The 26,257-nt window shown below is 60.5% G+C and carries 25 protein-coding genes; 8 read left to right on the top strand and 17 right to left on the bottom strand.

What is annotated here, in order from left to right; translation table 11 throughout:
• Positions 1–19 precede the first annotated feature (19 nt).
• From HRH33_RS10010 to HRH33_RS09980, 7 genes are all read right to left on the bottom strand, one after another.
• Positions 20–874: an alpha/beta hydrolase gene (locus tag HRH33_RS10010; protein WP_167417564.1), complete on the bottom strand. Its 855-nt coding sequence runs from the start codon at positions 872–874 to the stop codon at positions 20–22.
• Positions 871–1,674 carry an alpha/beta fold hydrolase gene (locus HRH33_RS10005; protein WP_034096686.1) on the bottom strand — a complete coding sequence of 268 codons (804 nt, stop codon included), beginning with the start codon at positions 1,672–1,674 and terminating at the stop codon, positions 871–873. The genes HRH33_RS10010 and HRH33_RS10005 overlap by 4 nt, the downstream gene beginning before the upstream one ends.
• Before the next feature lie 97 nt (positions 1,675–1,771).
• On the bottom strand, positions 1,772–2,215 hold the full coding sequence (locus HRH33_RS10000; RefSeq protein ID WP_034112721.1) for a hotdog fold thioesterase: 444 nt from the start codon (positions 2,213–2,215) through the stop codon (positions 1,772–1,774).
• Between the two features lie 31 nt (positions 2,216–2,246).
• On the bottom strand, positions 2,247–3,902 hold the full coding sequence (locus HRH33_RS09995) for an AMP-binding protein (protein WP_167417565.1): 1,656 nt from the start codon (positions 3,900–3,902) through the stop codon (positions 2,247–2,249).
• A gap of 85 nt (positions 3,903–3,987) precedes the next feature.
• The gene (gene sixA, locus HRH33_RS09990; RefSeq protein WP_034137576.1) at positions 3,988–4,437 is read right to left on the bottom strand and encodes a phosphohistidine phosphatase SixA; all 450 of its coding nucleotides are present in this window, start codon (positions 4,435–4,437) and stop codon (positions 3,988–3,990) included.
• Positions 4,434–4,781, bottom strand: coding sequence for a DUF4389 domain-containing protein (locus HRH33_RS09985; protein WP_034096682.1), 348 nt, complete (start codon positions 4,779–4,781; stop codon positions 4,434–4,436). Before HRH33_RS09985 ends, sixA begins: the two co-directional genes overlap by 4 nt.
• 10 nt (positions 4,782–4,791) lie before the next feature.
• The gene (locus tag HRH33_RS09980; RefSeq protein ID WP_034112718.1) at positions 4,792–5,817 is read right to left on the bottom strand and encodes an NAD(P)H-dependent glycerol-3-phosphate dehydrogenase; all 1,026 of its coding nucleotides are present in this window, start codon (positions 5,815–5,817) and stop codon (positions 4,792–4,794) included.
• A 195-nt stretch (positions 5,818–6,012) separates the two neighbouring features.
• Between HRH33_RS09980 and HRH33_RS09975 the strand changes: the two genes are divergently transcribed.
• The 5 genes from HRH33_RS09975 (at position 6,013) to fabB (ending at position 12,959) form a co-directional block, all read left to right on the top strand.
• Positions 6,013–8,133, top strand: a complete 2,121-nt coding sequence (locus HRH33_RS09975; RefSeq protein WP_342356320.1) for a TonB-dependent receptor plug domain-containing protein — start codon at positions 6,013–6,015, stop codon at positions 8,131–8,133.
• A gap of 1 nt (position 8,134) precedes the next feature.
• A complete protein-coding gene (locus tag HRH33_RS09970) occupies positions 8,135–9,064 on the top strand; it encodes an ABC transporter substrate-binding protein (protein WP_167417566.1) in 930 nt (309 codons plus the stop codon).
• Complete coding sequence (locus HRH33_RS09965) at positions 9,061–10,962, top strand: ATP-binding protein (RefSeq protein WP_173603438.1); 1,902 nt, start codon at positions 9,061–9,063, stop codon at positions 10,960–10,962. The genes HRH33_RS09970 and HRH33_RS09965 overlap by 4 nt, the downstream gene beginning before the upstream one ends.
• A gap of 249 nt (positions 10,963–11,211) precedes the next feature.
• The gene (gene fabA / locus HRH33_RS09960) at positions 11,212–11,727 is read left to right on the top strand and encodes a 3-hydroxyacyl-[acyl-carrier-protein] dehydratase FabA (RefSeq protein ID WP_010211704.1); all 516 of its coding nucleotides are present in this window, start codon (positions 11,212–11,214) and stop codon (positions 11,725–11,727) included.
• A gap of 11 nt (positions 11,728–11,738) precedes the next feature.
• Positions 11,739–12,959 carry a beta-ketoacyl-ACP synthase I gene (gene fabB, locus HRH33_RS09955; RefSeq protein WP_034096678.1) on the top strand — a complete coding sequence of 407 codons (1,221 nt, stop codon included), beginning with the start codon at positions 11,739–11,741 and terminating at the stop codon, positions 12,957–12,959.
• A gap of 85 nt (positions 12,960–13,044) precedes the next feature.
• Here fabB and HRH33_RS09950 read toward each other — a convergent pair whose 3' ends face one another.
• The gene (locus HRH33_RS09950; RefSeq protein ID WP_040266353.1) at positions 13,045–14,067 is read right to left on the bottom strand and encodes an amidohydrolase family protein; all 1,023 of its coding nucleotides are present in this window, start codon (positions 14,065–14,067) and stop codon (positions 13,045–13,047) included.
• 141 nt (positions 14,068–14,208) lie between these two features.
• Here HRH33_RS09950 and HRH33_RS09945 point away from each other — a divergent pair, with 141 nt between their 5' ends.
• Both HRH33_RS09945 and HRH33_RS09940 read left to right on the top strand, forming a co-directional pair.
• Positions 14,209–14,625 (top strand): OsmC family protein, encoded by a 417-nt coding sequence (locus tag HRH33_RS09945; RefSeq protein ID WP_034096676.1) that lies wholly within the window; start codon positions 14,209–14,211, stop codon positions 14,623–14,625.
• 64 nt (positions 14,626–14,689) lie between these two features.
• The gene (locus HRH33_RS09940; RefSeq protein ID WP_167417567.1) at positions 14,690–15,556 is read left to right on the top strand and encodes a pirin family protein; all 867 of its coding nucleotides are present in this window, start codon (positions 14,690–14,692) and stop codon (positions 15,554–15,556) included.
• 99 nt (positions 15,557–15,655) lie between these two features.
• On the opposite strand, the gene HRH33_RS09935 is transcribed toward HRH33_RS09940, so the two are convergent.
• From HRH33_RS09935 to HRH33_RS09920, 4 genes are all read right to left on the bottom strand, one after another.
• Positions 15,656–16,384: a dienelactone hydrolase family protein gene (locus HRH33_RS09935; RefSeq protein ID WP_094066223.1), complete on the bottom strand. Its 729-nt coding sequence runs from the start codon at positions 16,382–16,384 to the stop codon at positions 15,656–15,658.
• A gap of 67 nt (positions 16,385–16,451) precedes the next feature.
• Positions 16,452–18,356, bottom strand: a complete 1,905-nt coding sequence (htpG, locus tag HRH33_RS09930) for a molecular chaperone HtpG (protein WP_034096793.1) — start codon at positions 18,354–18,356, stop codon at positions 16,452–16,454.
• Between the two features lie 89 nt (positions 18,357–18,445).
• Positions 18,446–18,898 carry a PaaI family thioesterase gene (locus HRH33_RS09925; RefSeq protein WP_034137567.1) on the bottom strand — a complete coding sequence of 151 codons (453 nt, stop codon included), beginning with the start codon at positions 18,896–18,898 and terminating at the stop codon, positions 18,446–18,448.
• Positions 18,895–19,371 carry a PaaI family thioesterase gene (locus HRH33_RS09920; protein ID WP_034137566.1) on the bottom strand — a complete coding sequence of 159 codons (477 nt, stop codon included), beginning with the start codon at positions 19,369–19,371 and terminating at the stop codon, positions 18,895–18,897. Before HRH33_RS09920 ends, HRH33_RS09925 begins: the two co-directional genes overlap by 4 nt.
• Before the next feature lie 158 nt (positions 19,372–19,529).
• On the opposite strand from HRH33_RS09920, the gene HRH33_RS09915 reads away from it, so the two are divergent.
• The gene (locus tag HRH33_RS09915; RefSeq protein WP_017477534.1) at positions 19,530–19,772 is read left to right on the top strand and encodes a hypothetical protein; all 243 of its coding nucleotides are present in this window, start codon (positions 19,530–19,532) and stop codon (positions 19,770–19,772) included.
• A gap of 83 nt (positions 19,773–19,855) precedes the next feature.
• On the opposite strand, the gene HRH33_RS09910 is transcribed toward HRH33_RS09915, so the two are convergent.
• From HRH33_RS09910 to lpdA, 5 genes are all read right to left on the bottom strand, one after another.
• Positions 19,856–20,596, bottom strand: a complete 741-nt coding sequence (locus HRH33_RS09910) for a DUF599 domain-containing protein (RefSeq protein WP_034137565.1) — start codon at positions 20,594–20,596, stop codon at positions 19,856–19,858.
• 172 nt (positions 20,597–20,768) lie between these two features.
• Complete coding sequence (gene brnQ / locus HRH33_RS09905; protein WP_094066220.1) at positions 20,769–22,082, bottom strand: branched-chain amino acid transport system II carrier protein; 1,314 nt, start codon at positions 22,080–22,082, stop codon at positions 20,769–20,771.
• Positions 22,083–22,493: 411 nt separating this feature from the next.
• Positions 22,494–23,375, bottom strand: coding sequence for a succinate--CoA ligase subunit alpha (gene sucD / locus HRH33_RS09900; protein WP_173603437.1), 882 nt, complete (start codon positions 23,373–23,375; stop codon positions 22,494–22,496).
• Entirely contained in the window at positions 23,375–24,541 is a 1,167-nt protein-coding gene (gene sucC / locus HRH33_RS09895; RefSeq protein WP_034096668.1) for an ADP-forming succinate--CoA ligase subunit beta, read from the bottom strand. The genes sucD and sucC overlap by 1 nt, the downstream gene beginning before the upstream one ends.
• Positions 24,542–24,745: 204 nt before the next feature.
• Positions 24,746–26,182 carry a dihydrolipoyl dehydrogenase gene (lpdA, locus tag HRH33_RS09890; protein WP_034137563.1) on the bottom strand — a complete coding sequence of 479 codons (1,437 nt, stop codon included), beginning with the start codon at positions 26,180–26,182 and terminating at the stop codon, positions 24,746–24,748.
• Positions 26,183–26,257 lie beyond the last annotated feature (75 nt).

Below are 26,257 nucleotides of genomic sequence, written 5' to 3'. Positions count from 1 at the left end.
GGCAGTTGACCGCGCCAAGTCAAGGCGCGGAGAAGAACCGATTGAAACAGTCTGCAACAAGGACCGCGCCAGGCTCATCATTCAGGTGTAAATGATGGCCACCAGGCAGCGTGGTTACCGTAAAGGGTAGCTGGGAAAGCAATTCGGGATGTTTCGATAGCATGCCGTCGGCAGCGACCACCAATTGCGTAGGGCAGTCAACTCGCCGTATGAAGGCCATCGCCTGCTCATCGGTCAGGCGCATTGGCGAAGCCAGGGTCAAGCGACTGTCCGTGCGCCAGGTGTAACCGCCAGGCACCGGCATCAAACCGCGCTGGGCCAGCAGTTCAGCGGCCTCGCGGCTGACGGCCACCAAGCCTTTCATGCGCGCCTCGACCGCGCGTTCCAGCGTGCCGTACACCGGTTTACGTTTGCCCTGCAGGTTCAATTGCGCCTGCAATGCCATGCCCAGCCGCTCGGCCGCATTTTCGCCCGGCGCAGTGGGTGGGATCACACCGTCAATCAACCCCAGATGGGTCACACGCTCGGGTAAGGCCCCGGCCAGCACCATGGACACAATGGCGCCGAGGGAATGCCCCAGTAATGCAAAACGTTTCCACCCCAGTTGCTCGGCCACTTGCAGCACGTCGAACACGTAATCCCACAAGGCATAGCCGGCGCCCACCGGGCGGTGCGCCGAGTGCCCGTGACCGGCCATGTCCAGGGCCACAATGCGCAGCCCGGTCAACTTCGGCGCCAGGCGCGCGAAGCTGTTGGCATTGTCCAGCCAGCCATGCAAGGCGATCACTGGCAAACCGTCCTCGGGCCCAAACAAATGGGCGGCCAACTCGATATGGGGCAAGCTCAGGCGCACTTCTTCGACTGATGGGCTCATGCGCAGCTGCGCTCACGGGCGTCCCAACGGGCGAACAGGTTCTTGATCAAGGTCGCGGTGTCCTGCGGGCGTTCGAGGGGGAACATATGGCCGCCAGGCATGGTGAGCATTTCGCCCATGGGCAAACGCCCGACGCCGCTGGCGTGGTGACGCATTACCACGCGGCTCTGCCGACCGCGCACCACCGCCAGCGGCACCTTCATCTGGCGCACTTGGCCGGGGCTGGTGTGGGGCACGCCGCGGTAGATACTGATTTCGGTAGCCGGGTCGAAGCGCAGCCGCAGACGATCGCCCACCGTTTGCAGGCCATGTTGCAGGTAGGCGTCGAAGCAATCCGGATCGAAGCCACGAAACAGGGTCTTGCCGGCGAAGTAGCTGCGCGCGGCATCCAGGTCGGCGAACTCCTCGCGCCGGCCGAGGGTGCGCCCGGCCGGGGTCAGCCGGTCGATAAACCCAAAACGCTTGGCGGCACGGATCACCCAGCGGTCGGCGCGGGTCAGTACCGGGGAATCGAGCATCACCACGCCGCGATACAGCTGCGGGCATCGCAGGGCGGCGTGCAAGTGCAAAACGCCGCCCAGGGAATGGCCCACGCCCCACACCGGTTGCGGCTGCTGCTCCAGATGATGGATCAGTTCATCCACCAGGTTCTGCCAGTTATCATCCACCGGAAACCGTGGGTCGTGACCGTGCTGCGGCAGGTGGGCCACCGTATATTCCGGGGCCAGGGCCGCAAAGAGCTTGCCGTAGGTGGCCGATGGGAACCCATTGGCGTGGGCGAAAAACACGTGCTGCGACATACCGGATCCATCTGCAATAACCGAACTCGATTGTCAGCATGCCCGGCAGGCACGGCAATGACTGTAACTGCCAGGAATGATGACACTCACGCCATGCCTATCGGGCCGGCGGGTTCTCGCCCAACGGCACCACGGCCATGGTCAGGCGCGAGATGCAGGTGGGCTTGCCTTCTTCGTTGCTCAGGCGGATATCCCATACCTGCGTGCTGCGGCCGATATGCACGGCCCTGGCCACCGCCGTTACCCGCCCGCTACGCACACCGCGCAGGTGGTTGGCGTTTACTTCAAGGCCCACGCAGTAGTACTTGCTGGTGTCCACGCACAGGTACGCGGCCATCGAGCCGATGCTCTCGGCCAGCACCACCGACGCGCCGCCATGCAGCAGGCCAAATGGCTGGTGCGTGCGCGCATCGACCACCATGCTCGCGGTCAGGGACTCGTCGTCGAAGCTTTCGAAGCGGATATCCAGCAATTCACCGATGGTGTTTTTCTGGCTGGCATTGAGGTGTTCGATATTCGGTTGGGTGCGCCACAGGCTCATGCAGGTGTCCTTTGGTGTTTTTATGATGACCCTAATCCTGCCACACAATCGCTTCGGTGCGCTCGCTCCAAGCGTGCAAATGTGCGCCGTAAGTCGCTTCGATCACGTTGCGCTTGATTTTGAGGGTGGGCGTGAGAAAGCCGTTTTCCACGCCCCATACGCCGTTGACCACCACCAATCGGCTCAAGCGCTCATGTTTATCCAGCGTGGCGTTGGTCTGTTGCAACCAACGCTCAAGGCTGCCTTGCAAGGCCGCGCGCGCTTCGCTCGGGGCCGCTTGCGACAACACGCACAGGCCCATCGGCGCCGCCAGGCCATCGCCGACCACGCACACCTGTTCGATCCGTGCATGCTCGGCCAGGCGGTTTTCGATGGGCGCCGGCGCGACGTATTTGCCCTTACTGGTCTTGAAGATTTCCTTGAGCCGTCCGGTCAGGCGCAGGCGCCCGTCGGCATCCTGCTCGCCCTTGTCACCGGTACGCAGGAAGCCGTCGGCGGTGAGGGTTTCGCGGGTTTTATCCGGGTCTTTGAAGTAACCGAGCATGGTGGCCTCGCTGCGCACTTGCACTTCACCGTCGGGGTCGATGCGCACCTCGACGTCGGGGCATGGGGTGCCGATCCAGCCGATGGTCTGCTGGCCGGGGCGGCATACGTGGGAATAGCCGCAACTTTCGGTCATCCCGTACACCTCCAGCACATCCAGTCCGAGGCGCCGATACCAGTGCAGCAGAGCTTCGGGCACTGGCGCCGCCCCGGACAGCGCAATGCGCAGCGCGTCCAGCCCCAGGCCGGCAAGTACTTTGCGGCCTATGCGCGGCCCGATAAACGGCAGGCGCAATAGCCTATCCAGGCGGCGCGGCGGCACCTTGGCGTAGACACCCAGTTGGAATTTGCTCCAGATCCGCGGTACGCCGAACAAAGCGGTGGGCCGCGCCCGGCGCAGGTCGGTTAGAAATGTGTCGAGGCTCTCGGCGAAAAATACCGTTTGCCCGGTGTAGATCGCCGCCAATTCCACGAACATCCGCTCTGCCACATGGCACAGCGGCAGGTACGACAGTAACCGATCGCCCTCCCCCAGGCCGAACAGTTGCGTGCCACGGGTGGCGGCGAACCCCAAGGCGCCGAAGCTGTGCATCACGCCTTTAGGCAGGCCGGTGGTGCCGGAGGTGTAGATGATGGTTGCAAGCGCCGTGGCATCGGGCGTCGGATCGTCCTCAATCGGTGTGCAGGCTTGTAGATCGGCCCAACTGAAATCGAACACGCCAGGCGGGCACAACGGCAGGCTGATGGTCGGCACGCCGTGGGGCACGCCAGGCGCCATGGCGGGCCAGTCGTCGAGCTTGCCGACCAGCACCAGCGCCGCCTCGGAATGGGTCAGCACATGGGCGACGGAATCAGCGGTGAGATTGGGGTACAGCGGCACCGAAACGTGCCCGGCCATCCAGATCGCCAGATCGGCGATGATCCAGTGGGCGCAGTTTTTCGAAATCAGGGCAATGTGCGAGCCGGGGGGCAACGCCCGCTCACGCAGCCATTGGGCGGCGCGGCGGGCCTGCTGGCCCGCGTCCGCCCAGGTAAGGCGCTGCACCTCGCCGCCGCCCAAGGGCTGCACCAGAAACGTCTTGTGGGGGTGACGGGTTTCTCGCTCGAAGAACACCGGTAGCGGCAAACGAACAGCGACAGGCATGGAACGCGCTCCTTTGTGGTTCGACTATAACCAACCAAGCACTTGCTCGGCTGACTATAGAGCACCCACAAAGAAGATCCATCCCCTAAGGATTTTTTACGCTCACCAGGCTCATCAGCCCCGCCAACGCAAATTCGCCCTCCAGCTGCGCCAGGCTGGCGGTGTACATCGGCTGCGGCTGGCGCGAATGGCCGTGTTGCAGAAAGCTGATCAGATTGCCCACCAACGGTTGATGGCTGACCAGCAGTACGTTGTCCTCAGCCACCAGATGCGCCAGCACTTGCTCTGGGCTGCCCTCGGGCGTCAGCCACGGCACCGTGCGAATGTCCGGCACAAAACCCAACGCCTCGCGCACCAGTCGCGCGGTCTGCTGTGCCCGCACGTAAGGACTGGCGATGATCGCGCCAAGGGGCTGACCGATAAGGTGCGCGGCGCTGCGCAATACTTCAGCGCGGCCACGCTCGGTAAGGTTGCGTTCGGCGTCGGTGCGCGCATGGGCCTCGGCCTCGCCGTGGCGCAGAATCCACAGCTTCACAGTTTCGGCTCTTCGTCGCGGACCGGGTGCGGTGCCGGTGGCACGCTGTGAGCCGCTTCGCCTTCGGGTACGCGCGGTGCCGGCCAATCAGCGAACGGCCAAGGCTTTTGCTCGGTATGGAAACTGCCGAAACGACCGATCTGCGCCAGGAACTGGCTGAGGCTATCGCCGACATTCATCAAGCCGAGGTTCGGCGCGCCGTAGATCAGGCGATAAATCAGTTGCACCACCACCAGCACACCGAGAAGGAACTGCGCCACTTGCCAGACCAGGGCAAACACCAGCATCCACAGGATGCGCAGGCCGATGGCTTCATACTTGGGGGCTGCTTTCGGATCGTTCATGGTGCGTTCCTCAGTTGAAACCACTGGTGGAAATAAAGTCGACGTCGGTTTTGGGCTCGGCCCGCATCAGTAGTTCGATGACCTGATTCAAGGTGCGCCCTTCGAACAGGATCGCGTGCAACCCGGCGACCAGCGGCATATACACACCCGCCTCCTGGGCCTTGGCCTTGAGCACTTTGAGCGTGTTGACCCCTTCGGCCACTTCGCCCAGGCGCGTGACGGCCTCATCCAGGCTCAAACCCTGGCCGAGGGCGAACCCCACTTGGTAGTTGCGGCTTTTGGGCGACGAACAGGTGACGATCAAATCGCCCACGCCGGCCAGCCCGAGGAAGGTCATCGGATTGGCCCCCTGATTCACCGCGAAGCGGGTCATCTCCGCCAGGGCGCGGGTGATCAGCATGCTCTTGGTGTTTTCGCCCATGCCCAGCGCCACCGCCATGCCGGCGATGATCGCGTAGACGTTTTTCAACGCGCCGCCCAGCTCCACGCCAAAACGGTCGCTGCTGGCGTAGACCCGGAACGTGCGGCCATGCAACACCGCCTGGACGCGCTCGCACAGCGCCTCGTCGTCACTGGCCACCACGGTGGCGGTCAAGGCGTGCTCGGCCACTTCCCGCGCCAGGTTCGGCCCAGATAGCACGCCGATGCGGGCCTGGGGCGCGATTTCTTCGAGGATTTCGCTCATCAGCTTGAAAGTCTGCGCCTCGATGCCCTTGGTCAGGCTGACCAGCATCTTGCCCGCCAGGCGTTCGGCATGGGGCGATAGCACCGCGCGCAAGGCGCTGGAGGGCAGCGCGACGAAACACAGCTCGCAGTCTGTAAGAGTGGCCAGCAGATCGGTGACCGGCTCGACTGCCGGGTGGATCTTGATGCCTTTAAGGTAGCGCGGGTTTTCCCGGTGTACACGGATGGCCTCGGCCTGCTCGGGATCACGCATCCACTGGCGCACCGGGTGGCCGTTCTCCGCCAGCAGGTTAGCCACGGCGGTACCGAAACTTCCGCCTCCCAGGACCGCAATAGGGCGCTGTTCAGTCATATGCAATCCGTTAATCCATACCAGTGGCGATGGCGGCATTATACGGAGCGACCCGCTTGCGGCCAGCCCCCGTGTCAATTCGCGCGTTTGTCGGAAAATGCCATGCTGGCGTGACGTAATTACGGGCGCGGCGAATGGCAAATGGCCGCGCCTCAGTTAACATGGGCGGCTATCCGTCATTATCAAGGCCGCACCGTGTATTTGGGCCCTCCTCCGCGCTCCTCTCTCTTACTGATGCTGTTGTGCAGCAACGCCGTGCTGGCCGACGATCTGTTCCTCGACAGCCAGCCGCTGCCGCAGGTATTGACCGCCACGCGCCTCAAGCAATCGGCCGCCGCCGTACCCGGCAGCATGACGGTGATCGACAGCGAGTTGATCAAGGCCAGCGGCGCGCGGGACATCAGCGAACTGCTGCGTCTGGTGCCGGGCATGATGGTCGGCTACACCACCGGCAATCAGGCGGCGGTCAACTACCACGGCACCAGCGCCAGCGACGCGCGGCGCATGCAGGTATTGATCGACGGCCGTTCGGTGTATCGCGCGGGTCTGGCCACCGTGGATTGGAGCGACATCCCGGTGGCCATGGAGGATATCGAGCGCATCGAGGTGTTCCGCGGCCCCAACACCGTCAGCTATGGCGCCAATGCACTGATGGCGGTGGTCAATATCCTCACGCGCTCCCCGGCCAACAGCCACGGTTCGCGGGTTAAGGTGATTCGCGGCGAGCGCGGCATCAACGACTTCTATGCCAGCCAGGGCGTGGGTTGGGAGACCGGCGATCTGCGCCTGTCTTTGTCCGGGCAACAGGACGACGGCTTCGACAGCGACGCCGCCGGCGCCGACCGCCGTGACGGCCGACGCCTCAACCGCTTCAGCCTGGCGGTCAGCCAGACGCTGAATGCGCAGCAGAGCATCGACTGGCAATTGGATGCCAAGGAAGGCACCAATCAGCGTCCATATACCTACAGCCCGGTGTTCGCCGGCATCACCGAAGGCGGTAATAATTCTGACGTTACCGCCAAGGACTACGCCGCTTCCCTGCGCTGGAACGTCGACTTCAACCCCGAACACAGCCTGTACATCCAGGGATCGGCCCAGCAATGGGATCGTCGGCAAATCTGGAAAGCCTGCGACGCCAAGGTCTCGTTCAGCCCGGAGCTGACCCAGCTGTGGCAATTGAACCCCAACTACGCGGAAAAACTGGCCCGGCATATGGACGTCTATAGCCAGGGCAGCGCACCACCGGGCAGCGCCGCCGAACAAGCGCTGGCCAATCAGGTGTTGGATCAATGGCGCAACGGCGCCAACCAGAGCGTCTGCGGCGATATCGACCAAAGCACCCGCGAAAGCCGCTACGACCTGGAGCTGCAGGACACCCTGAGTCTGTCCGACAGCCTGCGCCTGGTCAGCGGCATGAACTACCGCTACGATCGCGCCGACTCCGACACCTACTTCAACGGCACCCTGGACGACACCACCTGGCGCCTGTTCGGCCAATTGGAATGGCGCGCCAGCGAACATTGGCTGCTGCAGGGCGGCGCCATGTATGAAGACACGCACCTGAGCGGCAATTCACTGACACCGCGGGTGGCGGTCAACTATCTGATCAACCCGCGCCATGGCCTGCGCGCCGTGTACTCCGAGGCGATCCGCTCGCCGGACATGTTCGAGAACAACGTCAACTGGAGCTACCGCGTCACCAACCTGAGTTCCCCGGCGTTTGGCCAGACCTCCGCGCAATACTTCGTCAAGACCCGGGGGCCGGGTAACCTCGACAAAGAGCGGATGCGCTCGCGGGAACTGGGCTATAACGGCTTCTTCGCCGACATCGGGTTGAACATGGACGTAAAACTGTTCTATGACGAAATCACCGACATGATCAGTTCGCCATTGCGCAATAACCAATACATCGCCAGCAACGCCAACAGCTCGCGCTTTACCGGCGCCGAATCTCAGTTCGACTGGCGCGTGAGTAACGCCGACCGCCTGCGGCTGACGTATGCGTATGTCGATGCCAGCGCCAGCAACCGGTTGGACAAAGCACAAACCGCGCGTAACAGTGGCTCGGCCGGCTGGCTGCGTGAATGGGGACATGGCTGGTCCAGCGCGCTGTTCTACTACGGCGACGATGCGCTCAACCAATACCGCTTCGAACGGGTCGACCTGCGGGTGGCCAAGCGCATCGCGTTGGGCAAAGCCAATGTGGAGCTGGCCGGCATGTTGCAACAACGCCTCGACGACCAGCCGACCACCTGGGCTGATAACACCTACGACCAGCGCCATGTGCTGTATTTCAGCGCAGAGTTAGAGTTCTAGCATGACCGGCCCGTCACGGATGACTTCCCTTTCTATCCATAAGCTCTGGCGCCATTGTGCGCTGCTGGCGTGCCTGCTGCTGGCGTCGCCGACGTGGGCGGCCGAGATCCTGCTGACCGCCGCCGAAGACAGTGACGGTGTGCATGCTTTCACCCAGGCCCTGGCCCAGCAACGTCCCGAAGACCACGTAACGTTCACCCCGCTCAAAGACTTACCCGCCCCCGGTCGCGTGCCTGCCAGCACGCGCCTGATCCTGCTGGACTTGGCCAGCCTCGATTGGCGCCTGCAAGACAACATGGGCCCACCGACACTGGTGCTGCGTATCAGCCGGTTGCAGGCTCACCAGCGTCCTGGCGCCGCCCAGCATCCGCGCGTGAGCCTGCTGTGGAGCGATCCGCCTCTGGAACGGCAATTGCGCCTGATCGCCAGTATCCTGCCGCGAGCCCGCCGCATCGGTGTGCTTTACGGTACCGAGAGTGAGTTCCTGCTGCCGGAACTGCGCCAGCATGCGGAGCCCCTGGACATGACCATCGTGCCCCAGCGCTGGGACACCATCAGTGACAGTCGCCCGCTGCAAAACCTGTTCAGGAATAGCGACGTACTGCTCGGCCTGGATGACCCGCAGCTGTACAACCCGAAAACCGCGAAAAACCTGTTACTGAGCAGTTATGCCCAACAATTGCCATTGGTGGGCCCAAATGCAGGATTCGTGCGGGCCGGCAGCTTGGCCAGTACCTACAGCGACCAGGCCGATTGGCTGGCGGTGCTGGACCGCCTGCTCGACCACGCCCCGGCGAACTGGCCGCGCTCGCTGTATCCGGACCACTTCAAAGTCGTGGGCAACCCGCAAGTGGCGCGCTCACTGGGCATCGAACAGTTCGACGAAGCCAACGTCGCCGCCCGCCTGGCCGAAGGAGAAAAACGCCCATGAGCCTGCGCCGTCGTTGGGGCATCAACACCCGCACCCAGCTCATTACCCTGGGGCCGGCGTTGCTACTGACGTTGCTGTTGATCAGCTTCTTTACCTTCGTGCGTATCCAGGACTTGCGCCAGGAGCTGGATCACACCGGCCAATTGATCGCCAACCAACTGGCCCCGGCCACTGAATACGGGGTGATTTCCGGCAACAACGATGTGCTCGAAAGCCTGCTGCGCGCCACCCTGGCAACGCCCCATGTGCGTTTTCTGGAAATCCAGGACAGCGCCGAAAACATCTTGGTATATGTCGAACAGCCCTCGGAAAAACATGACCGCTCGCTGTCGGTAAAAGTGTTCCAGGCGCCGATCCGTCTGCAGCACATTCAACTGGGCAATGACTTTTTCCAGGACAACCTCACCGAGCCGAAGGCCCCGCGCGCGGATTATCTGGGCCGGGTCATTGTCGGCATGTCCAACGATGCGTTCAGCCAACGCCAGCAGGAAATCCTGTTCAAGGCCGGGATTCTCGCGCTGTTCACGCTGCTGTTTACCTTCTTGCTCGCCCGACGCCTGGCCGCCAGCCTGTCCCAGCCGATCAGCGCGATGGGCAACGCTGTAAAGGCCATCCAGCAAGGCCAGTACAAGACGGCGCTGCCGATTGTGGACGACTCGGAACTGGGTGACCTGTCGCGGCATATCAACAACCTGGCCGAAGGTCTCAACCAGGCCAGCCGCGAACAGCAGCAGGCCATGGCCCAGTTGATCCAGACCCGCGAAGAGGCCGAGCGCGCCAACAATGCCAAGTCGGATTTCCTGGCGATGATGAGCCACGAATTGCGCACGCCGATGAACGGTGTACTGGGCATGCTGCAATTGCTGGAAACCACCGAGATGACTGAGGAGCAGACCGAATACGCGGCGCTGGCCTCCGAATCCACCGAGCATCTGCTCAAGGTGATCAACGATATTCTCGATTTTTCGCGCATCGAGCGCGCAGCTCTGGAACTTGAACATATTCCGTTCAACCTCGCCGACCTGATCAACAGTTGCGCCCAGGCCTTCCAACATAGCGCCCAGCAACGAGGGCTAGCGCTGCGCTTGCCGATCCCGCCGGGTATGGACGCACTGCGGGTGCGGGGCGACCCTACGCGTATCCGCCAGATTCTAGTGAACCTGATCGGCAATGCGCTGAAGTTCACCGAACACGGCAGCGTCAGTGTCGAGCCGCACTGGCAGACCCTCGACCATGAACTGGTGTGGTTCACCTGCACGGTGCGCGACAGCGGCATCGGGATTTCCGCCGAACGCCTGGACTTGATGTTCGACGCGTTCCAGCAAGCCGACAGTTCCATTTCAAGACGTTACGGCGGCACCGGCCTCGGCCTGCCCATCGCCCGCACACTGGCCGAACGCATGGGCGGCACCCTGCGCGCCCAGAGCGAAGAAGGTCGCGGCTCGGTGTTTACCCTGGAAATCCCTCTGGCGATTGATCAGCAGAGCCTGCCGTCCATCGCCCCGGATGCCGAACGTAAAAATAGCGCTGGCGAAGGGCGCCATGTGCTGTTGGTGGAGGACAACCCGGTCAACCGCACGGTGGTCGAGGCCATGCTGCGCAGTCTGGGGTTTGAGGTGAGCCTGGCCACCGACGGCGCCGAGGCGATACGCAGCGCCGAGAGCCTGATTTTCACCGCGATCCTGATGGACTGCCGACTGCCGCTGATCGACGGCTACGAAGCCACCCGACAGATTCGCCAGTTACCCGGCTGCGCCGATTTGCCGATCATTGCGCTCACTGCCAATGCCTTGCAGGGCGACCGTGAAGCCTGTCTGGCGGCCGGAATGAACGATTACCTGGCCAAGCCGTTCAAACGTACGGATTTGCAGCATGTCCTGCAGCGTTGGGTGCAGTAATACGGCCTTATCAGCCAACTGCGACTGGCGTGAAAGACGAAAGTGCGGCAGTCTTAGGCACCCAAACGGGCCCTTGAACGGGCCCGGTTTAAAATTTCAGTGAACAAGTGTACATTCAGTACCTTGACGCTGTGACTTTCACTACAACGCAATAGTCTATGTGTAGGCTGCCGGTCTGAGGCATGAACGCTTCAGTCGGTTCGGGAAGATTTGCCCTACCCTGCCGCATGGGATTATTGAGGAGCTCGCATGACCAAACAAAACGCCTTTACCCGGGAAGACCTGCTGCGCTGCAGTCGCGGTGAGCTGTTCGGCCCAGGTAACGCGCAACTGCCCGCCCCTAACATGCTGATGGTGGATCGCATCACCCATATCAGCGAAGAGGGTGGCAAGTACGGCAAAGGTGAATTGGTCGCCGAGCTGGATATCACCCCTGACCTGTGGTTCTTCGCGTGCCATTTCGAAGGCGACCCTGTCATGCCGGGCTGCCTGGGCCTTGACGCCATGTGGCAGTTAGTCGGTTTCTTCCTCGGCTGGCAAGGCCTGCCGGGCCGCGGCCGCGCCCTGGGTTCGGGCGAAGTGAAGTTCTTCGGCCAGGTCCTGCCGACCGCCAAGAAAGTCACCTATAACATTCAAATCAAGCGCGTCCTCAAGGGCAAGCTGAACCTGGCCATCGCCGATGGTTCGGTGAGCGTCGACGGTCGCGAGATCTATACTGCCGAAGGCCTTCGGGTCGGCGTATTCACTTCCACTGACAACTTTTAAGGGTTATCCGCATGCGCCGCGTCGTTATCACTGGTCTGGGCATCGTTTCTTGCCTGGGCAATGACAAAGAGACCGTCACCGCTAACCTGCGTGCAAGTCGCCCTGGCATCCGCTTCAACCCGGAATATGCCGAAATGGGTCTGCGTAGCCAGGTTTCCGGCTCCATCGACCTACCCCTCGAAGAACTGATCGATCGCAAGATCTACCGCTTCGTCGGCCACGCCGCCGCCTACGCCTACCTGGCCATGAAAGACGCCATCGCCGACTCCGGCCTGAGCGACGACCAGGTTTCGAACGTGCGCACCGGCCTGATCGCCGGCTCGGGCGGTGCATCCACCCTGAACCAGATGGAAGCGCTGGATATCCTGCGCGAAAAAGGCGTCAAGCGCGTCGGCCCGTACCGTGTCACCCGCACCATGGGCAGCACCGTTTCGGCCTGCCTGGCCACGCCGTTCCAGATCAAGGGCGTGAACTACTCGATCTCCTCCGCCTGCGCCACCAGTGCTCACTGCATCGGTACCGCGGTCGAGCAGATCCAACTGGGCAAGCAGGACATCGTTTTCGCCGGCGGCGGTGAAGAAGAACATTGGAGCCAGTCGTTCCTGTTCGACGCCATGGGCGCGCTGTCCACCCAGTACAACGAAACCCCGGAAAAAGCCTCCCGTGCCTACGACGCCAAGCGTGACGGTTTCGTCATCGCCGGCGGTGGCGGCATGGTGGTGGTCGAGGAGCTGGAACACGCTCTGGCCCGTGGCGCCAAGATCTACGCGGAAATCGTCGGCTACGGCGCCACTTCCGACGGCTACGACATGGTTGCGCCAAGCGGCGAAGGCGCCATCCGCTGCATGCAGATGGCCATGTCCACCGTGGATACCCCTATCGACTACCTGAACACCCACGGCACTTCGACCCCGGTCGGCGATGCCAAGGAAATGGAAGGCGTGCGTGCGGTATTCGGCGACAAGGCTCCGAAAATCAGCTCCACCAAGAGCCTATCCGGTCACTCCCTGGGCGCCGCTGGCGTTCACGAGGCGATCTACTGCCTGCTGATGATGGAAGGCAACTTCATGGCCGGCTCGGCCAACATCGAAGAGATCGACCCGGTCGTCGCCGATATGCCGATCCTGACCAAGACTGTCGAGAACGCCAAGATCGACACCGTGATGAGCAACAGCTTCGGCTTCGGTGGCACCAACGCCACCCTGGTGCTGAAGCGCTGGCAGGGCAAGTAAGCCCTGTAGGTTGTTCCCATAAAAAAGCCCCGACTGGTTCGGGGCTTTTTTATGGGCTACGGAAAATCCTGGTGCAGGTACGGGCTCAAGGAGCACCGTCATCTTGATGGCTCTTAGGCAGCACGGCCAGGAAGTTATCGCGCGCCACTTTACGGGCCACCGCTTCAGGCAGCGCGTCAAGAAAGGGATCGAAGCGGTGCATTTCCTTACCCAGCTTGTTGAAGCGTCCGACGACGTCAGAGCCCAGCATAAAGCGCTCCGGGAAGCGCTCCACCAGGGCCACCCACTCAGGCCGTGGTTTGCCCGCCTCGTCCAGCAGATAAGGCGTGAGCATGCTCCAGGACAAATCCACATACAGGTTGGGGTACGACTCCAGCAAACGGCTCAAGGTGGGCAATAGAAAGTCCATCTGCACCTGATGCCGGTGAATCTCTTTGCTGGTACCGGCATGCGCCCAGATAAACCGGGTGTGCGGGTGGTTGCGCAGCGGTTCTTCCACTTCGGCCAGGTACAGCGGGTTGCGCTCGCGCTTGGAGGTGATGTTGGAATGCAGCATCACCGGCAGGTCGTTTTCGGCGGCCAGGTGATAAATGCGGGTCATGGCCTCGTTGTTCGCGCGCGGGGTGTCGCCGGACGTCAGGGCCGTCAGATCATCGTGACGGGTGAACACCTCGCCGATGCCCTGCCACAGCCCCGGATTGAGGTCGAGCATGCGCTGGATATGCGCGTCGGAGTTTTTGTCATTGGGGTTGAAGCCAGACAGAAACGGGTGAAAGTGCCGGCGCTGGGCCGGGGTCAGCTTGTTCACCGCGGCCGCCACGATCACATCGGTGGCGCTGTACCAGTAGGCATCAGCATCATCGCCAGCGTAGTAGCGTGGGCGCTTGGGTTCGTCTTCATGCCATTTCTTGGCCACAGGTATGCCAGAAATCATTACATGCTCGATGCGATTTTCCGTCATGGCCTTGAGCAGTTTGTCCATGCCCGCGCTTTCTTGAAAGAAATCCACGTAATGCAGGTGCGCATCGCTGTAGGCATAGTCGCGCGCCTCCAAGGCGGTGCTGCTGCAGGCGACCAACAGGGCAAGACTCAAGCGGGTCCAGGGCACGGTAAGCTCTCGATAGGCGTGGGATACAGGTAGACCCTGCCCTCCCTTGGCGGGTTCATCCCAAAAAAAGCAGGAACACCTAAGTGCCAGCATGCTCTATAACTGCATGACCTTCATCCTGCCATCCCTGTGAGGTTTGCCATGTCTGTTATCGTCAACACGCTGAACACCGAAAACTATCGCCACAGCGTCAATATCAATCACCACGAGCTGTTTACCGACCTTCCCAAAGACCTGGGTGGCGACGACTCTGCGCCCTCCCCCCACGATTACTTCGACGCCGCGCTGGCCTCGTGCAAGGCCTTGACGGTCAGGCTCTACGCGCAAAAAAAGGATATTCCGCTGACCGGTGTCACCGTTGAAGTGACCCACGACGCCGCCCAAGAGCAAAAAGGCCGCTACGCGCTCAACGTCAAGCTGACCCTCAAGGGCGTGCTCAGCGATGCTCAGCGTGATGAGCTGCACCACGTGGCCGATCGCTGCCCGGTCCACAAACTGATGACCACCGCCGACATCAACATCGAGACCACCCTCTCCGAAGGCGCCTTCAGCCAATAGCGGCAAGCTCCTGTCGAGCGGGTTATGCTCAGCGCATTCCAACCCGCTCAGACAGGGATGCACCATGACCACCCTCACCGTGATTCGCCCGCGCCAGGAAGATGTCGAGGGCCAGCCGATTCTGCGCCCGCTACCGTCGCGAGACTGCCGAAGCGTCGGGCCATTCGTCTTCTTCGATCATATGCTGCCGACCCGCTATACCCCCGGCACCGGCATGGATATCCGCCAGCATCCGCACATCGGGCTTTCGACCCTTACCTACCTGTTCGAGGGCGAATTGCAGCACAAAGACAGCCTGGGCTCCGATCAAGTGGTGCAGCCGGGCGATGTCAGTTGGATGACCGCCGGCAGCGCAATTGCCCACGTCGAGCGCACACCCGAGGCGCTCAAGGCCAGCGGTTTTGCGCTGCATGGCCTGCAAGTGTGGCTGGCGTCCCCCAGGGACCACGAAACCGGGCCAGGCCATTACAGCCATCACCCGGCAGCGAGTTTGCCAGTCAGCGACGCACTGGGCGTGCAGATCCGCTTGATTGCCGGCACTGGCTTCTGCCTTAAGTCACCGGTGCCCGTACTGTCGCCCACGTTGTATGCCGATGTGCACATGCAAACGGCCACCACGCTGCTGATCCCCGATGAGTATGAGGAACGCGCCGTGTATATGCTGGCAGGTGACGCGCAGCTCGACGGCGAACCGTTGCAGGTGCATAGCCTAGTGGTATTGCCGAAGGGAGAGACGATGACGTTGTTTGCCGAATCCGACTGTCATCTGGTGGTGTTGGGCGGAGCACCGCTGGATGGACCGAGGCGGATCAATTGGAATTTTGTCGCGAGTGATCCTGCGGTGATCGAGCAGGCCAGGCAGCGTTGGGCGGCTGGGGATTGGCCAACGGTTCCGGGGGAATCGGAAAGGATTGAGTTGCCTGGGAGATAGCCATCGAGGGCAACCCCCCTCCCACATTTTGACGATATGAATCCAATCATGTGTGGGAGGGGGCTTGCCCCCGATAACGCCGGTACAGGCGCTGAAAACTCAGCCTTTGAACACCTCATCCAGCAAATTATGCATCGACTGGAAGGCCCGCGCGGCAGTTCTCGCGTCGTACATCATCTTGCCCGGCACATTGGCGTGCGGGTCGGTAAAGGAATGCACCGCACCGCCATAGCTGAGCAACTGCCAATCCACACCGGCGGCGTTCATTTCATCCTCGAACGCCGGCAACTGCTCCTTGGGCACCAAGGGGTCCGAGGCGCCATGCAGCACCAGGACTGAACCTTGGATGTTCTTGGCATCCGCCGGGTTCGGTGTGTCGAGGGTGCCGTGGAACGATACCGCAGCCTTCAACGGCGCGCCGGTACGGGCCAGCTCAAGGGTGCAGCAACCGCCGAAACAGAAGCCGAACGAAGCGAGCTGGGAGGTATCCACTGCCGCCTCGGTCTGGGCCTGCAGTTGGTCGAGAGCAGCCTGCATGCGCTTGTTGAGCAACGGGCGATCATTCTTCAACGGCATCATCGCCGCACCGGCCTCATCGGCATTGGACGGGCGCACGGTTTGCCCATACAGGTCGGCGATCAGCACCACATAGCCCTTGCCGGCAACGGCCTTGGCAATTTCTTCGGCGCCGGCACTGACGCCCATCCAGTTGGGCGCCATCAACAGACCCGGCAGCGGGCCTTTTTGGCTGGCGTCGAACGCCAGGCGGCTTTCATACGGCTGGCCATCGATCTGATAGACCACGGAACGCACGGTGACTTGGCTCATCATTGACTCCGATTAAGGTGCACTGGAACGAAAAAACCCGCCGAAGCGGGTTTTTCCTACAACGTTGTTAAACCGACAGTTCAACCAACAGCTTGTTCAGTCGGCGCACATAGGCGGCCGGGTCTTTCAAGCTGTCGCCGGCGGCCAGGGCTGCCTGGTCGAACAGGATGTGCGACAGGTCGCCAAAACGCTCTTCGTTCTGCTCGCCGTCGAGCTTCTCGATCAACGGATGCGCAGGGTTGAATTCGAAGATCGGCTTGGAGTCCGGCACTTTCTGCCCGCTCGCCTCAAGGATCTGACGCATTTGCATGCCCAGGTCCTGCTCGCCGATGGCCAGGATCGCCGGGGAATCGGTCAGACGGTGGGAAACCCGTACTTCGCTGACAGCTTCGCCCAGGGCGGTCTTGATGCGTTCAACCAGGCCTTCTTTGGACTTGGCCACTTCTTCAGCGGCTTTTTTGTCCTCTTCCGAATCCAGGTTACCCAGGTCCAGGTCGCCACGGGCCACGTCGACGAACGACTTACCGTCGAACTCGCTGAGGTAGCTCATCAGCCACTCGTCGATACGATCGGTCAGCAGCAGCACTTCGATGCCTTTTTTACGGAAGACTTCCAGGTGCGGGCTGTTTTTGACCTGAGCGTAGGTTTCGCCGGTCAGGTAATAGATCTTGTCCTGACCTTCCTTGGCGCGTGCCAGGTACTCGGCCAGGGACACCACTTGCTCGCCGTCTTCGCCCTGAGTCGAAGCGAAACGCAGCAGGCCAGCGATTTTTTCCTTGTTGGCAAAATCTTCCGCCGGGCCTTCTTTCATGACCTGGCCGAAGTTTTTCCAGAAGCCTTTGTATTGCTCAGGCTCGTTCTTCGCCAGTTTTTCCAGCATGTCGAGTACGCGCTTGGTCAGCGCCGACTTCATGGAGTCGATGATCGGATCTTTCTGCAGGATTTCCCGCGACACGTTCAGCGACAAGTCGTTGGAGTCGACCACGCCTTTGATAAAGCGCAGGTACAACGGCAGGAAGGATTCCGCCTGATCCATCACGAATACGCGCTGCACGTAGAGTTTCAGGCCTTTCGGCGCTTCACGCTGGTACAGGTCAAACGGCGCGCGGGCCGGTACGTAGAGCAGCGAGCTGTATTCCAGCTTGCCTTCAACCTTGTTGTGGCTCCAGCTCAGCGGGTTTTCGTAATCGTGAGCGATGTGCTTGTAGAACTCTTGGTACTCCTCGTCCTTGATCTCGGTGCGAGGACGGGTCCACAGGGCGCTGGCGCGGTTGACCACTTCCCATTCCTGGGCCGGGGCTTCTTCGCCTTCGGCGGCAGCCTGTTCTTTAGGCAGCTCGATCGGCAGTGCGATGTGGTCGGAGTACTTTTTGATGATATTGCGCAGGCGCCAGCCGTCGGCGAATTCTTCTTCACCGGACTTGAGGTGCAACACGATGCGAGTACCGCGGTCTGGCTTATCGATGGTGGCGATTTCAAATTCGCCCTCGCCTTTCGACGCCCAGTGCACGCCTTCGCTGGCGTCGAGGCCGGCGCGACGGCTAAACACTTCAACCTTATCGGCGACAATAAAGGCCGAGTAGAAGCCCACGCCGAACTGGCCGATCAGATGCGAATCCTTCTTTTGGTCGCCCGACAGGTTCTTCATAAAATCGGCAGTGCCGGATTTGGCGATGGTCCCCAGGTGGGTGACCGCATCGTCACGGCTCATGCCGATACCATTGTCTTCGAGGGTGACGGTTTTGGCGTCCTTGTCGAAGCTCACGCGGATTTTCAGTTCGGCGCCACCTTCCAGCAACTCGGGCTTGGACAGGGCTTCGAAACGTAATTTGTCGACAGCGTCAGAGGCGTTCGAGATCAATTCGCGAAGGAAGATTTCCTTGTTGGAATACAGCGAATGGATCATGAGGTGCAGCAGTTGCTTCACCTCGGTCTGGAAGCCCAGGGTTTCCTTTTGAGTTTCCACACTCATGGTCATCAAACTCCAATTGGATGGCAGTGGCCCCGACCTTTAGGGTCGGCGGCGGGTTGTCATCAAAGTTGGGGGCTAAGACCAGGATTTCAAGGGCGACTCGCCTCCTCAATCTTGAAATGCGCACGGGCCGTGGCAATCGGCTCTGCCGCCGTGCTTTGCCACGCGGTGATCGCCACATTCGCCACACGCCGCCCCTGGCGCCACACCTGACAGGTGGCGTAGGTGTCGCGGAACTGACCGGCACGCAGGTAATCCAGGGAAAAGTCGATGATTTTCGGCAGCCCTGGCGCACCGGTAAACACCAGCAAGTGCAACGCTGCCGCCAACTCCATGAACCCGGCGATCACACCGCCGTGCAAGGCCGGCAAAATGGGGTTACCAATGTTGTCTTTGTTGGCCGGCAGGCGAAACAGCAATTCATCGCCCAACCGCGTGCATTCAATGCCGATCAATTGGGCATACGGAATCCCATCCAGCAGCGCCGTATAGTCACCGCGGGCATGGGCTTGTTCGAGGCGTGTTTTGAATCGATGGGTCATGCCTGCGCTCCCTTGATCGTATCGCCCAGCCCCTGCGTGCCCTTGAGACGCTTGCCCATGCGCATAAACGTGCCCACCACATGGGCGATGGGCTGCTGCGGGTCATCCTGATAGGCGAAGCCACGGGTGAAGATCACGTCGGTCGTGACTCGATAGCACTGGGCGAAGCCATACACCGGCTTGTGAGGTGCGGCCGGATGCATGTAATCGATGCGTAGATCGAGGGTCGGGCACACCTCGAATTCCTCCAGCGCACATAGAGTCGCCATGCCGCAGGCCGTGTCCATCAAGGAGGTCAGCGCGCCGCCGTGGATCACGCCGGACTGGGGGTCACCAACAATCGCCGGGCTGTAAGGCAAGACGAGGGTCATGCCGTCCCGATTAGCCTCATGCACGGTAATGCCCAGCACGTGGCAATGGCGCAATGCCGAAACGAAGCGCCGGGCACGTTCTAATAGTGGGTTTTCGGTCATTCGGTCTAGACTCTTATTCGTGTTAATCCGCGGAGTATGTGGTGCGGGCCAAAGTTCCTTGCAGGGTGCGGTTTATATATCTGCGTAATTAAAGGAACTAATGCTGAACCCTCAGGCTCGAAAGGCCAGTAGATATCTTCAATAAGGAGAAACACCCCATGCGCAAGACTTTAGCTATTTCCATGATGCTGGCCGCTGCCCTCGGTCTGGCTGCCTGCGACAAGAAATCCGAAGACAAAGCCCAAGACGCCGCTGCACATTCTGAGCAAGCTCAGAAAGATATGGCGAAGGCTCAGGATAAAGTGAACGACGCTGCGAAAGAAAACGCCGATGCTGCCAAAGCTCAGGCTGAATCCAACGAAGCCGCCGCGAAAGAAGCAGCACCTGCCACCGGTTCTTGAGACCCGGCTTGAATTAGCAGTGCTGCAAAAAGAAAGCCCGCTTATATAGCGGGCTTTACTTTGTCCGGCATTTAACTAGATGGCTAAGACACCGCTTCCTTCGCCGGCTCCGGCAATGGCGTGTCGGTTGGCGTATACACCATCACTTCCAATACGTCGGAATGAAACTCTCGGCGATACAGCACGAACACTACGCCGGCGCTCATCAACATGAACAACCATGGGCTGACAAACCACGCCAGCATGGTCATGCCGAAGTAATAAGAACGCAGGCCGAAGTTGAACTGGTTGGCCGCCATGGAGATCACCCGCGCCGCCCTCAGTGCGAAGGCCTTACGCTCCTGTTCGGACACATGTCGCTCGCCGATCATCGGCGCCGACCCCACCAGCACCGCCGCAAAATTGTATTGGCGCATGCACCAACTAAACGTGAAAAACGCGTAGACAAACACCAGCGCCAGGCACAGCAATTTGATTTCCGACATGCCCTGGGACGCCTGTTGTACCCAGGGGATATCCGCCAGCAACGACACGGCGCGTTCGGAGGCGCCGAGCACCGTGAGAATACCGGCGAGGATGATCAAGGTGCTGGAGGCGAAGAAGGAAGCATTGCGCTCCAGATTGCCGATCACGCTGGCGTCGGCGATACGGTTGTCCCGCAGCAGCATGCGCCGCATCCAGTCTTCGCGATACAAGTGCAACACACTGGCCAGGCACGCGGTGTCTCGCGCCTTCCAAGTGGCATAACGGGTATAGCCGCCCCAACACAGCACGAACCACAGGGCGGCAAGCAAGTGGATCTGATTGGCTTCGACGAATGACATGAGGGTCCTGTTAGAAGGTGAATGGTGGCGCGATGCGCTCCAACGTTGGGAGGGAGCCGGCCCCTCCCACATTGATCCAGTTGCAACTTTAGAAGCTGCACTCTCATAAAGCATAAAAAATGCCCCGTATCGATTGATACGGGGCATTTCAATAATCCTCGAAGCGGGCGCTTTATGCGATGGCTTCGCTGCGCTTGCCGAGCAGACGGTCAATCACCACCGCCACGACCAGGATCATCACCGACGGCACCAACCAGGCCAGGCCCTGCTCGCTCAGCGGCAGGTTAGCCAACTGCGCCGGCAGCCAATCCGCCAAGCCCGCGCCCTTGAGGGCATCGATGCAGCCGAAGATAAACGACACCAGCATCACCGGCCCAACGATACGTCCTTGCTCCTGCCAGAAGCCTTTGCAGAAGCTCAGGGCCACCAACACGATGCAGGGCGGATAGATCGCGGTGAGTACCGGGATCGAGAAAGCGATCAGCTTGGTCAGGCCCAGGTTCGACACAAACAAGGAGAACAGCGCCAGGATCACCACCAGAGTCTTGTAGGACAGCGGCAGGATGCGGCTGAAGTACTCGGCGCAGGCGCAGGTCAGGCCCACCGCCGTCACCAGGCACGCCAGGGAGATCAGCACGGCCAGGAAACCGCTGCCCAAAGAGCCGAAGGTATGCTGCACGTAAGCATGCAGTACCGCAGCGCCGTTGCTGGCCCCAGCGGCTACCGCATGGCTGCCCGAACCGAGGCGGAACAGGCTCACATACACCAGCGCCAAGCCCACACCCGCGATCAGGCCGGCAATGATGGCGTAACGGGTGATCAGCTTCGGCGATTCAACACCACGGGAGCGAATCGCATTGACGATGACGATGCCGAACACCAGCGCTCCCAGGGTATCCATGGTCAGGTAACCATTGATAAAACCCTGGGAAAACGGCGCAGCGACATATTCCGGGGTGGCGACACCGACCTCACCGGCCGGCAGCGCAAATGCGGCGATCCCCAGCACGGCCAGCGCTATGATCTTCAGCGGCGCGAGGAAACGCCCCACCGTATCCAGCAGGCGCCCTGGGTACAGGGACACAAAGAACACCACCAGAAAGTACACGGAGCTGTAGAGAAACAGCGCCAGAGGGCTTTCGCCAGTCAAGGGCGCAAGGCCCACTTCAAAGGACACGGTCGCCGTACGCGGCGTGGCGAACAGCGGGCCTACCGCCAGATACGCCGCTGCCGCCAGCAGGCCACCGGCGATTTTGCCGATTGGGCTGCTCAACGCGTCCATGCCGCCACCGACTTTGGCCAGCGCGATTACAGTGACCACCGGCAGGCCGACCGCAGTGATCAGAAAACCCAGTGCCGCCATCCAGACGTTAGGTCCGGACTGCAAGCCAACGATCGGCGGGAAGATGATGTTGCCGGCGCCCACGAACAGGGCAAAGGTCATAAAGCCCAACGCCAGGATATCCTGGCCTTTCAACACTTTCATTTAAGGAAATACCACACTGCTGAATCGGAATTTAGAGAGGGATTCCCTGTGGATGAGGGAAATACCGGCGGCCCTTTTGGGGACCGACCGTTCCAGCGCGAAGCGTCCTTTTGGGATGCGGGCGCATAAAGAGGCGGCCAGAGTACAGAATTAGGGCGACAAACGCACTGTTGCGGGGCGTACTGTCCGATAAGCGACAGTTTGATGTCGCGTTTTCGTACTTAACTTGGCAATACGAACACAGGTGGGAGGGGGCTTGCCCCCGATGCCGGTGTGTCAGCCAATCATTGCGTGGCTGAACCACTGCCATCGGGGGCAAGCCCCCTCCCACATTGATCGAAGACATCCAAGAAGCACAAAGGCCACCCGAAGGTGGCCTTTGTGGGGTAAAGCGTCAGTTAAGCGCGAGGCTTACTTGACAGCCCAACCGGTCAGCTCGGCCAGGGCCTTGCCGATGTCTGCCAGCGAACGCACGGTTTTCACGCCTGCGTCTTGCAGCGCAGCGAATTTCTCGTCTGCAGTGCCTTTGCCGCCGGAGATGATTGCGCCCGCATGGCCCATGCGCTTGCCAGCAGGGGCAGTCACACCAGCGATGTAGGAAACAACCGGCTTGGTCACGTGTGCCTTGATGTAGGCAGCCGCTTCTTCTTCAGCCGAACCGCCGATCTCACCGATCATCACGATCGCTTCGGTCTTCGGGTCTTCCTGGAACAGCTTCAGGATGTCGATGAAGTTGGAGCCTGGGATCGGGTCACCGCCGATGCCGACGCAAGTCGACTGACCGAAACCGGCGTCAGTGGTCTGCTTAACAGCTTCGTAGGTCAGGGTGCCGGAACGGGAAACGATACCGACTTTACCTGGCAAGTGAATGTGACCTGGCATGATGCCGATCTTGCATTCGCCTGGGGTGATCACGCCTGGGCAGTTAGGGCCGATCAGGACTACGCCCAGTTCGTCACACTTAACTTTAGCGTCCAGCATGTCCAGGGTAGGAATGCCTTCGGTGATGCAAACGATCAGCTTGATGCCGCCGAATGCCGCTTCCAGGATCGAGTCCTTGCAGAAAGGAGCCGGAACGTAGATCACGCTGGCGGTTGCGCCAGTGGCAGCTACAGCGTCTTTCACGGTGTTGAACACCGGCAGACCCAGGTGCTCGGTGCCGCCTTTGCCTGGCGTTACGCCGCCAACCATATGGGTGCCGTATTCGATGGCTTGCTGGGTGTGGAAGCTACCTTGCGAACCGGTAATACCCTGGCAGATAACTTTGGTGTCTTTATTGATCAGGACGCTCATTATTTGCCCTCCGCAGCTTTGACAACTTGTTGAGCAGCGTCGGTCAGGCTGGTAGCCGCGATGATGTTCAAACCGCTTTCTGCCAGTACTTTAGCGCCCAGTTCAGCGTTGTTACCTTCAAGGCGAACAACAACCGGGATTTTAACGCCGACTTCTTTCACTGCACCGATGATGCCTTCGGCAATCATGTCGCAACGAACGATGCCGCCGAAGATGTTGACCAGTACTGCAGCGACGTTGGCGTCGGACAGGATGATCTTGAAGGCTTCGGTCACGCGTTCTTTGGTAGCACCACCGCCCACGTCGAGGAAGTTGGCTGGTTTGCCGCCATGCAGGTTGACGATGTCCATGGTACCCATGGCCAGGCCGGCACCGTTGACCATGCAACCGATGTTGCCTTCCAGGGCCACGTAGTTCAGTTCGAACTTGGCAGCGTGCGCTTCGCGCGGATCGTCTTGCGACGGATCGTGGAAAGTCTTCAGCTTAGGCTGACGGTACATGGCGTTGGCGTCGATGTTGATCTTGGCATCGAGGCAGTGAAGATCGCCGTCAGCCTTGATCACCAGCGGGTTCACTTCCAGCAGAGCCAGATCGTGATCCTGGAACAGTTTGGCCAGACCTACGAAGATCTTGGCGAACTGAGCAACTTGCTTGCCTTCCAGGCCCAGCTGGAAAGCCAGCTCGCGACCCTGGAACGGCTGAGCGCCAACCAGTGGATCGATGGTGGCTTTCAGAATTTTTTCTGGGGTTTCGTGAGCGATCTTTTCGATGTCCACGCCACCTTCGGTGGAAGCCATGAACACGATGCGACGGCTCGAACGGTCAACGACAGCGCCCAGGTACAGCTCTTTAGCGATATCAGTGCACGATTCAACCAGGATCTTGGTGACTGGCTGGCCATTGGCATCAGTCTGGTAAGTCACCAGACGCTTGCCCAGCCACTGCTGTGCGAAGGCCTTGGCGTCTTCTTTGTTGCGAACCAGCTTAACGCCGCCCGCTTTACCGCGACCACCAGCGTGGACCTGGGCTTTGACAACCCACTCGGTACCACCGATTTTGTCGCAAGCTTCTGCTGCTGCTTCCGGGGTGTCTACTGCGTAGCCCTTGGATACTGGCAGGCCGTATTCAGCGAACAGCTGCTTACCCTGATACTCGTGAAGATTCATGCTTTTTACCGTCTTCGTTAGGTACTGCGCATTCGGCGCTGCGCTCATTATGAGTGCCGCACCACCTGTGACTGCTGCTTGCGCAACTTGCGGGGCTTATGGCCCGTGAAGCTGCGCAAGGCTGCGTCCAGCGGATATTCCGCGGTGAGTCTTGCGCGCAAGGCTCACGACGGGCAACTCCGCCGTGGTTTCTTATTATCTCGCTTAGCGCTTCTTGCGGTTGGCGACGTGGATGGCGCCGCCATTCACTGCCAACGCGGCTTCGTGCAACGCTTCGGACAGGGTCGGATGGGAGAAGACCATCATGCCCAGGTCCTCGGCACTGGTGCCGAATTCCATACCGATCGCGCCCTGCTGAACCAGTTCTGCTGCGCTTGGGCCAATCACGTGGACGCCCAATACACGGTCAGTCTTGGCATCAGCGATGACTTTGACAAAACCACCGGTGTCGTTGGCTGCCATGGCACGGCCAGAAGCGGCAAACGGGAAGGTGCCGACGTTAACTTCAACGCCTTCAGCTTTCAACTGCTGTTCGTTCTTGCCGACCCATGCAATTTCCGGGTGGGTGTAGATAACCGATGGAATCAGGTCGTAGTTCATCTGGGTTTTGTGGCCCTTGATGCGCTCGACAACCATGATGCCTTCTTCGGAAGCCTTGTGCGCCAGCATCATGCCGCGCACCACGTCACCGATGGCGTACACGCCTGGAACGGTGGTAGCGCAGTGATCGTCAACGTGGATAAAGCCACGCTCGTCGATGTTCACGCCGCTATCGGCTGCCAGCAGGTCGGTCGTCACTGGACGACGGCCCACGGCCACGATCAGCTTGTCGAAGGTGATGGTTTGTTCGCCATCTTTGTCGGTGTAGGTCACGACCACTTCTTCGCCATTGACCTTCGAGCCGGTTACGCGAGCGCCCAGCTTGATGTCCAGGCCCTGTTTGGTCAGGGTCTTGAACGCTTCCTTGGAGACTGCGGTATCGGCAGCCAGCAGGAACGTGTCCAGGGCTTCCAGAACAGTCACTTCTGCACCCAGACGGGACCATACCGAACCCAGCTCCAGGCCGATCACACCAGCACCGATCACACCCAGGCGCTTAGGCACAGCTTGGAATTCCAGGGCGCCGGTCGAATCAACGATCACGTTGTTGTCGACTGGAGCAGGTGGAATGTCGATTGGGCGCGAACCTGGGGCCAGGATCACGTTTTCAGCTTCGATCACTTCAACCGAACCGTCAGGCTTGGTGATTTCGACTTTCTTGCCGGCCAGCAATTTGCCGTGGCCCTGCAGGGAAGTCACGCCGTTGGCCTTGAACAAGGTGGCAACGCCGGAAGTCAGGCCTTTAACGATGTTGGCTTTACGGCCGACCATTGCTGGTACGTCCATGGTCACGCCAGCATGGTTGATGCCGTGGATCGCGAAGCCGTCTTGGGCTTCGTGGAATTTCCAGGAGCTGTCCAGCAGCGCCTTGGAAGGAATGCAGCCAACGTTCAGGCAAGTACCGCCCAGCGCCAGTTTGCCTTCCTTGTCAGTGTATTTTTCGATGCAAGCAGTCGAGAGGCCCAGTTGAGCGGCCTTGATGGCGGCAACATAGCCGCCAGGGCCCGCGCCAATCACTACAACGTCAAATTTCTGTGTCATAAAAGGTTCCCTTTTAGCAACAAGCTACAAGCCGCAAGCTACAAGTTTGAAACCCACCTGCTCTTCGAGCCTGGG

Origin of the sequence: Pseudomonas rhodesiae (genome assembly GCF_013285305.1) — a bacterium.
GTDB classification, from domain to species: Bacteria; Pseudomonadota; Gammaproteobacteria; order Pseudomonadales; family Pseudomonadaceae; genus Aquipseudomonas; species Aquipseudomonas rhodesiae.
This window is presented reverse-complemented; position numbering and strand designations above follow the sequence as displayed.

Coding starts and splice junctions, on each gene's coding strand:
- HRH33_RS10010 (WP_167417564.1), bottom strand. CDS start 874: ATGAGCCCATCAGTCGAAGAAGTGCGCCTGAGCTTGCCCCATATCGAG.
- HRH33_RS10005 (WP_034096686.1), bottom strand. CDS start 1,674: ATGTCGCAGCACGTGTTTTTCGCCCACGCCAATGGGTTCCCATCGGCC.
- HRH33_RS10000 (WP_034112721.1), bottom strand. CDS start 2,215: ATGAGCCTGTGGCGCACCCAACCGAATATCGAACACCTCAATGCCAGC.
- HRH33_RS09995 (WP_167417565.1), bottom strand. CDS start 3,902: ATGCCTGTCGCTGTTCGTTTGCCGCTACCGGTGTTCTTCGAGCGAGAA.
- HRH33_RS09985 (WP_034096682.1), bottom strand. CDS start 4,781: ATGAACGATCCGAAAGCAGCCCCCAAGTATGAAGCCATCGGCCTGCGC.
- HRH33_RS09980 (WP_034112718.1), bottom strand. CDS start 5,817: ATGACTGAACAGCGCCCTATTGCGGTCCTGGGAGGCGGAAGTTTCGGT.
- HRH33_RS09970 (WP_167417566.1), top strand. CDS start 8,135: ATGACCGGCCCGTCACGGATGACTTCCCTTTCTATCCATAAGCTCTGG.
- HRH33_RS09965 (WP_173603438.1), top strand. CDS start 9,061: ATGAGCCTGCGCCGTCGTTGGGGCATCAACACCCGCACCCAGCTCATT.
- fabA (WP_010211704.1), top strand. CDS start 11,212: ATGACCAAACAAAACGCCTTTACCCGGGAAGACCTGCTGCGCTGCAGT.
- fabB (WP_034096678.1), top strand. CDS start 11,739: ATGCGCCGCGTCGTTATCACTGGTCTGGGCATCGTTTCTTGCCTGGGC.
- HRH33_RS09945 (WP_034096676.1), top strand. CDS start 14,209: ATGTCTGTTATCGTCAACACGCTGAACACCGAAAACTATCGCCACAGC.
- HRH33_RS09940 (WP_167417567.1), top strand. CDS start 14,690: ATGACCACCCTCACCGTGATTCGCCCGCGCCAGGAAGATGTCGAGGGC.
- HRH33_RS09935 (WP_094066223.1), bottom strand. CDS start 16,384: ATGAGCCAAGTCACCGTGCGTTCCGTGGTCTATCAGATCGATGGCCAG.
- htpG (WP_034096793.1), bottom strand. CDS start 18,356: ATGAGTGTGGAAACTCAAAAGGAAACCCTGGGCTTCCAGACCGAGGTG.
- HRH33_RS09925 (WP_034137567.1), bottom strand. CDS start 18,898: ATGACCCATCGATTCAAAACACGCCTCGAACAAGCCCATGCCCGCGGT.
- HRH33_RS09920 (WP_034137566.1), bottom strand. CDS start 19,371: ATGACCGAAAACCCACTATTAGAACGTGCCCGGCGCTTCGTTTCGGCA.
- HRH33_RS09915 (WP_017477534.1), top strand. CDS start 19,530: ATGCGCAAGACTTTAGCTATTTCCATGATGCTGGCCGCTGCCCTCGGT.
- HRH33_RS09910 (WP_034137565.1), bottom strand. CDS start 20,596: ATGTCATTCGTCGAAGCCAATCAGATCCACTTGCTTGCCGCCCTGTGG.
- brnQ (WP_094066220.1), bottom strand. CDS start 22,082: ATGAAAGTGTTGAAAGGCCAGGATATCCTGGCGTTGGGCTTTATGACC.
- sucD (WP_173603437.1), bottom strand. CDS start 23,375: ATGAGCGTCCTGATCAATAAAGACACCAAAGTTATCTGCCAGGGTATT.
- sucC (WP_034096668.1), bottom strand. CDS start 24,541: ATGAATCTTCACGAGTATCAGGGTAAGCAGCTGTTCGCTGAATACGGC.
- lpdA (WP_034137563.1), bottom strand. CDS start 26,182: ATGACACAGAAATTTGACGTTGTAGTGATTGGCGCGGGCCCTGGCGGC.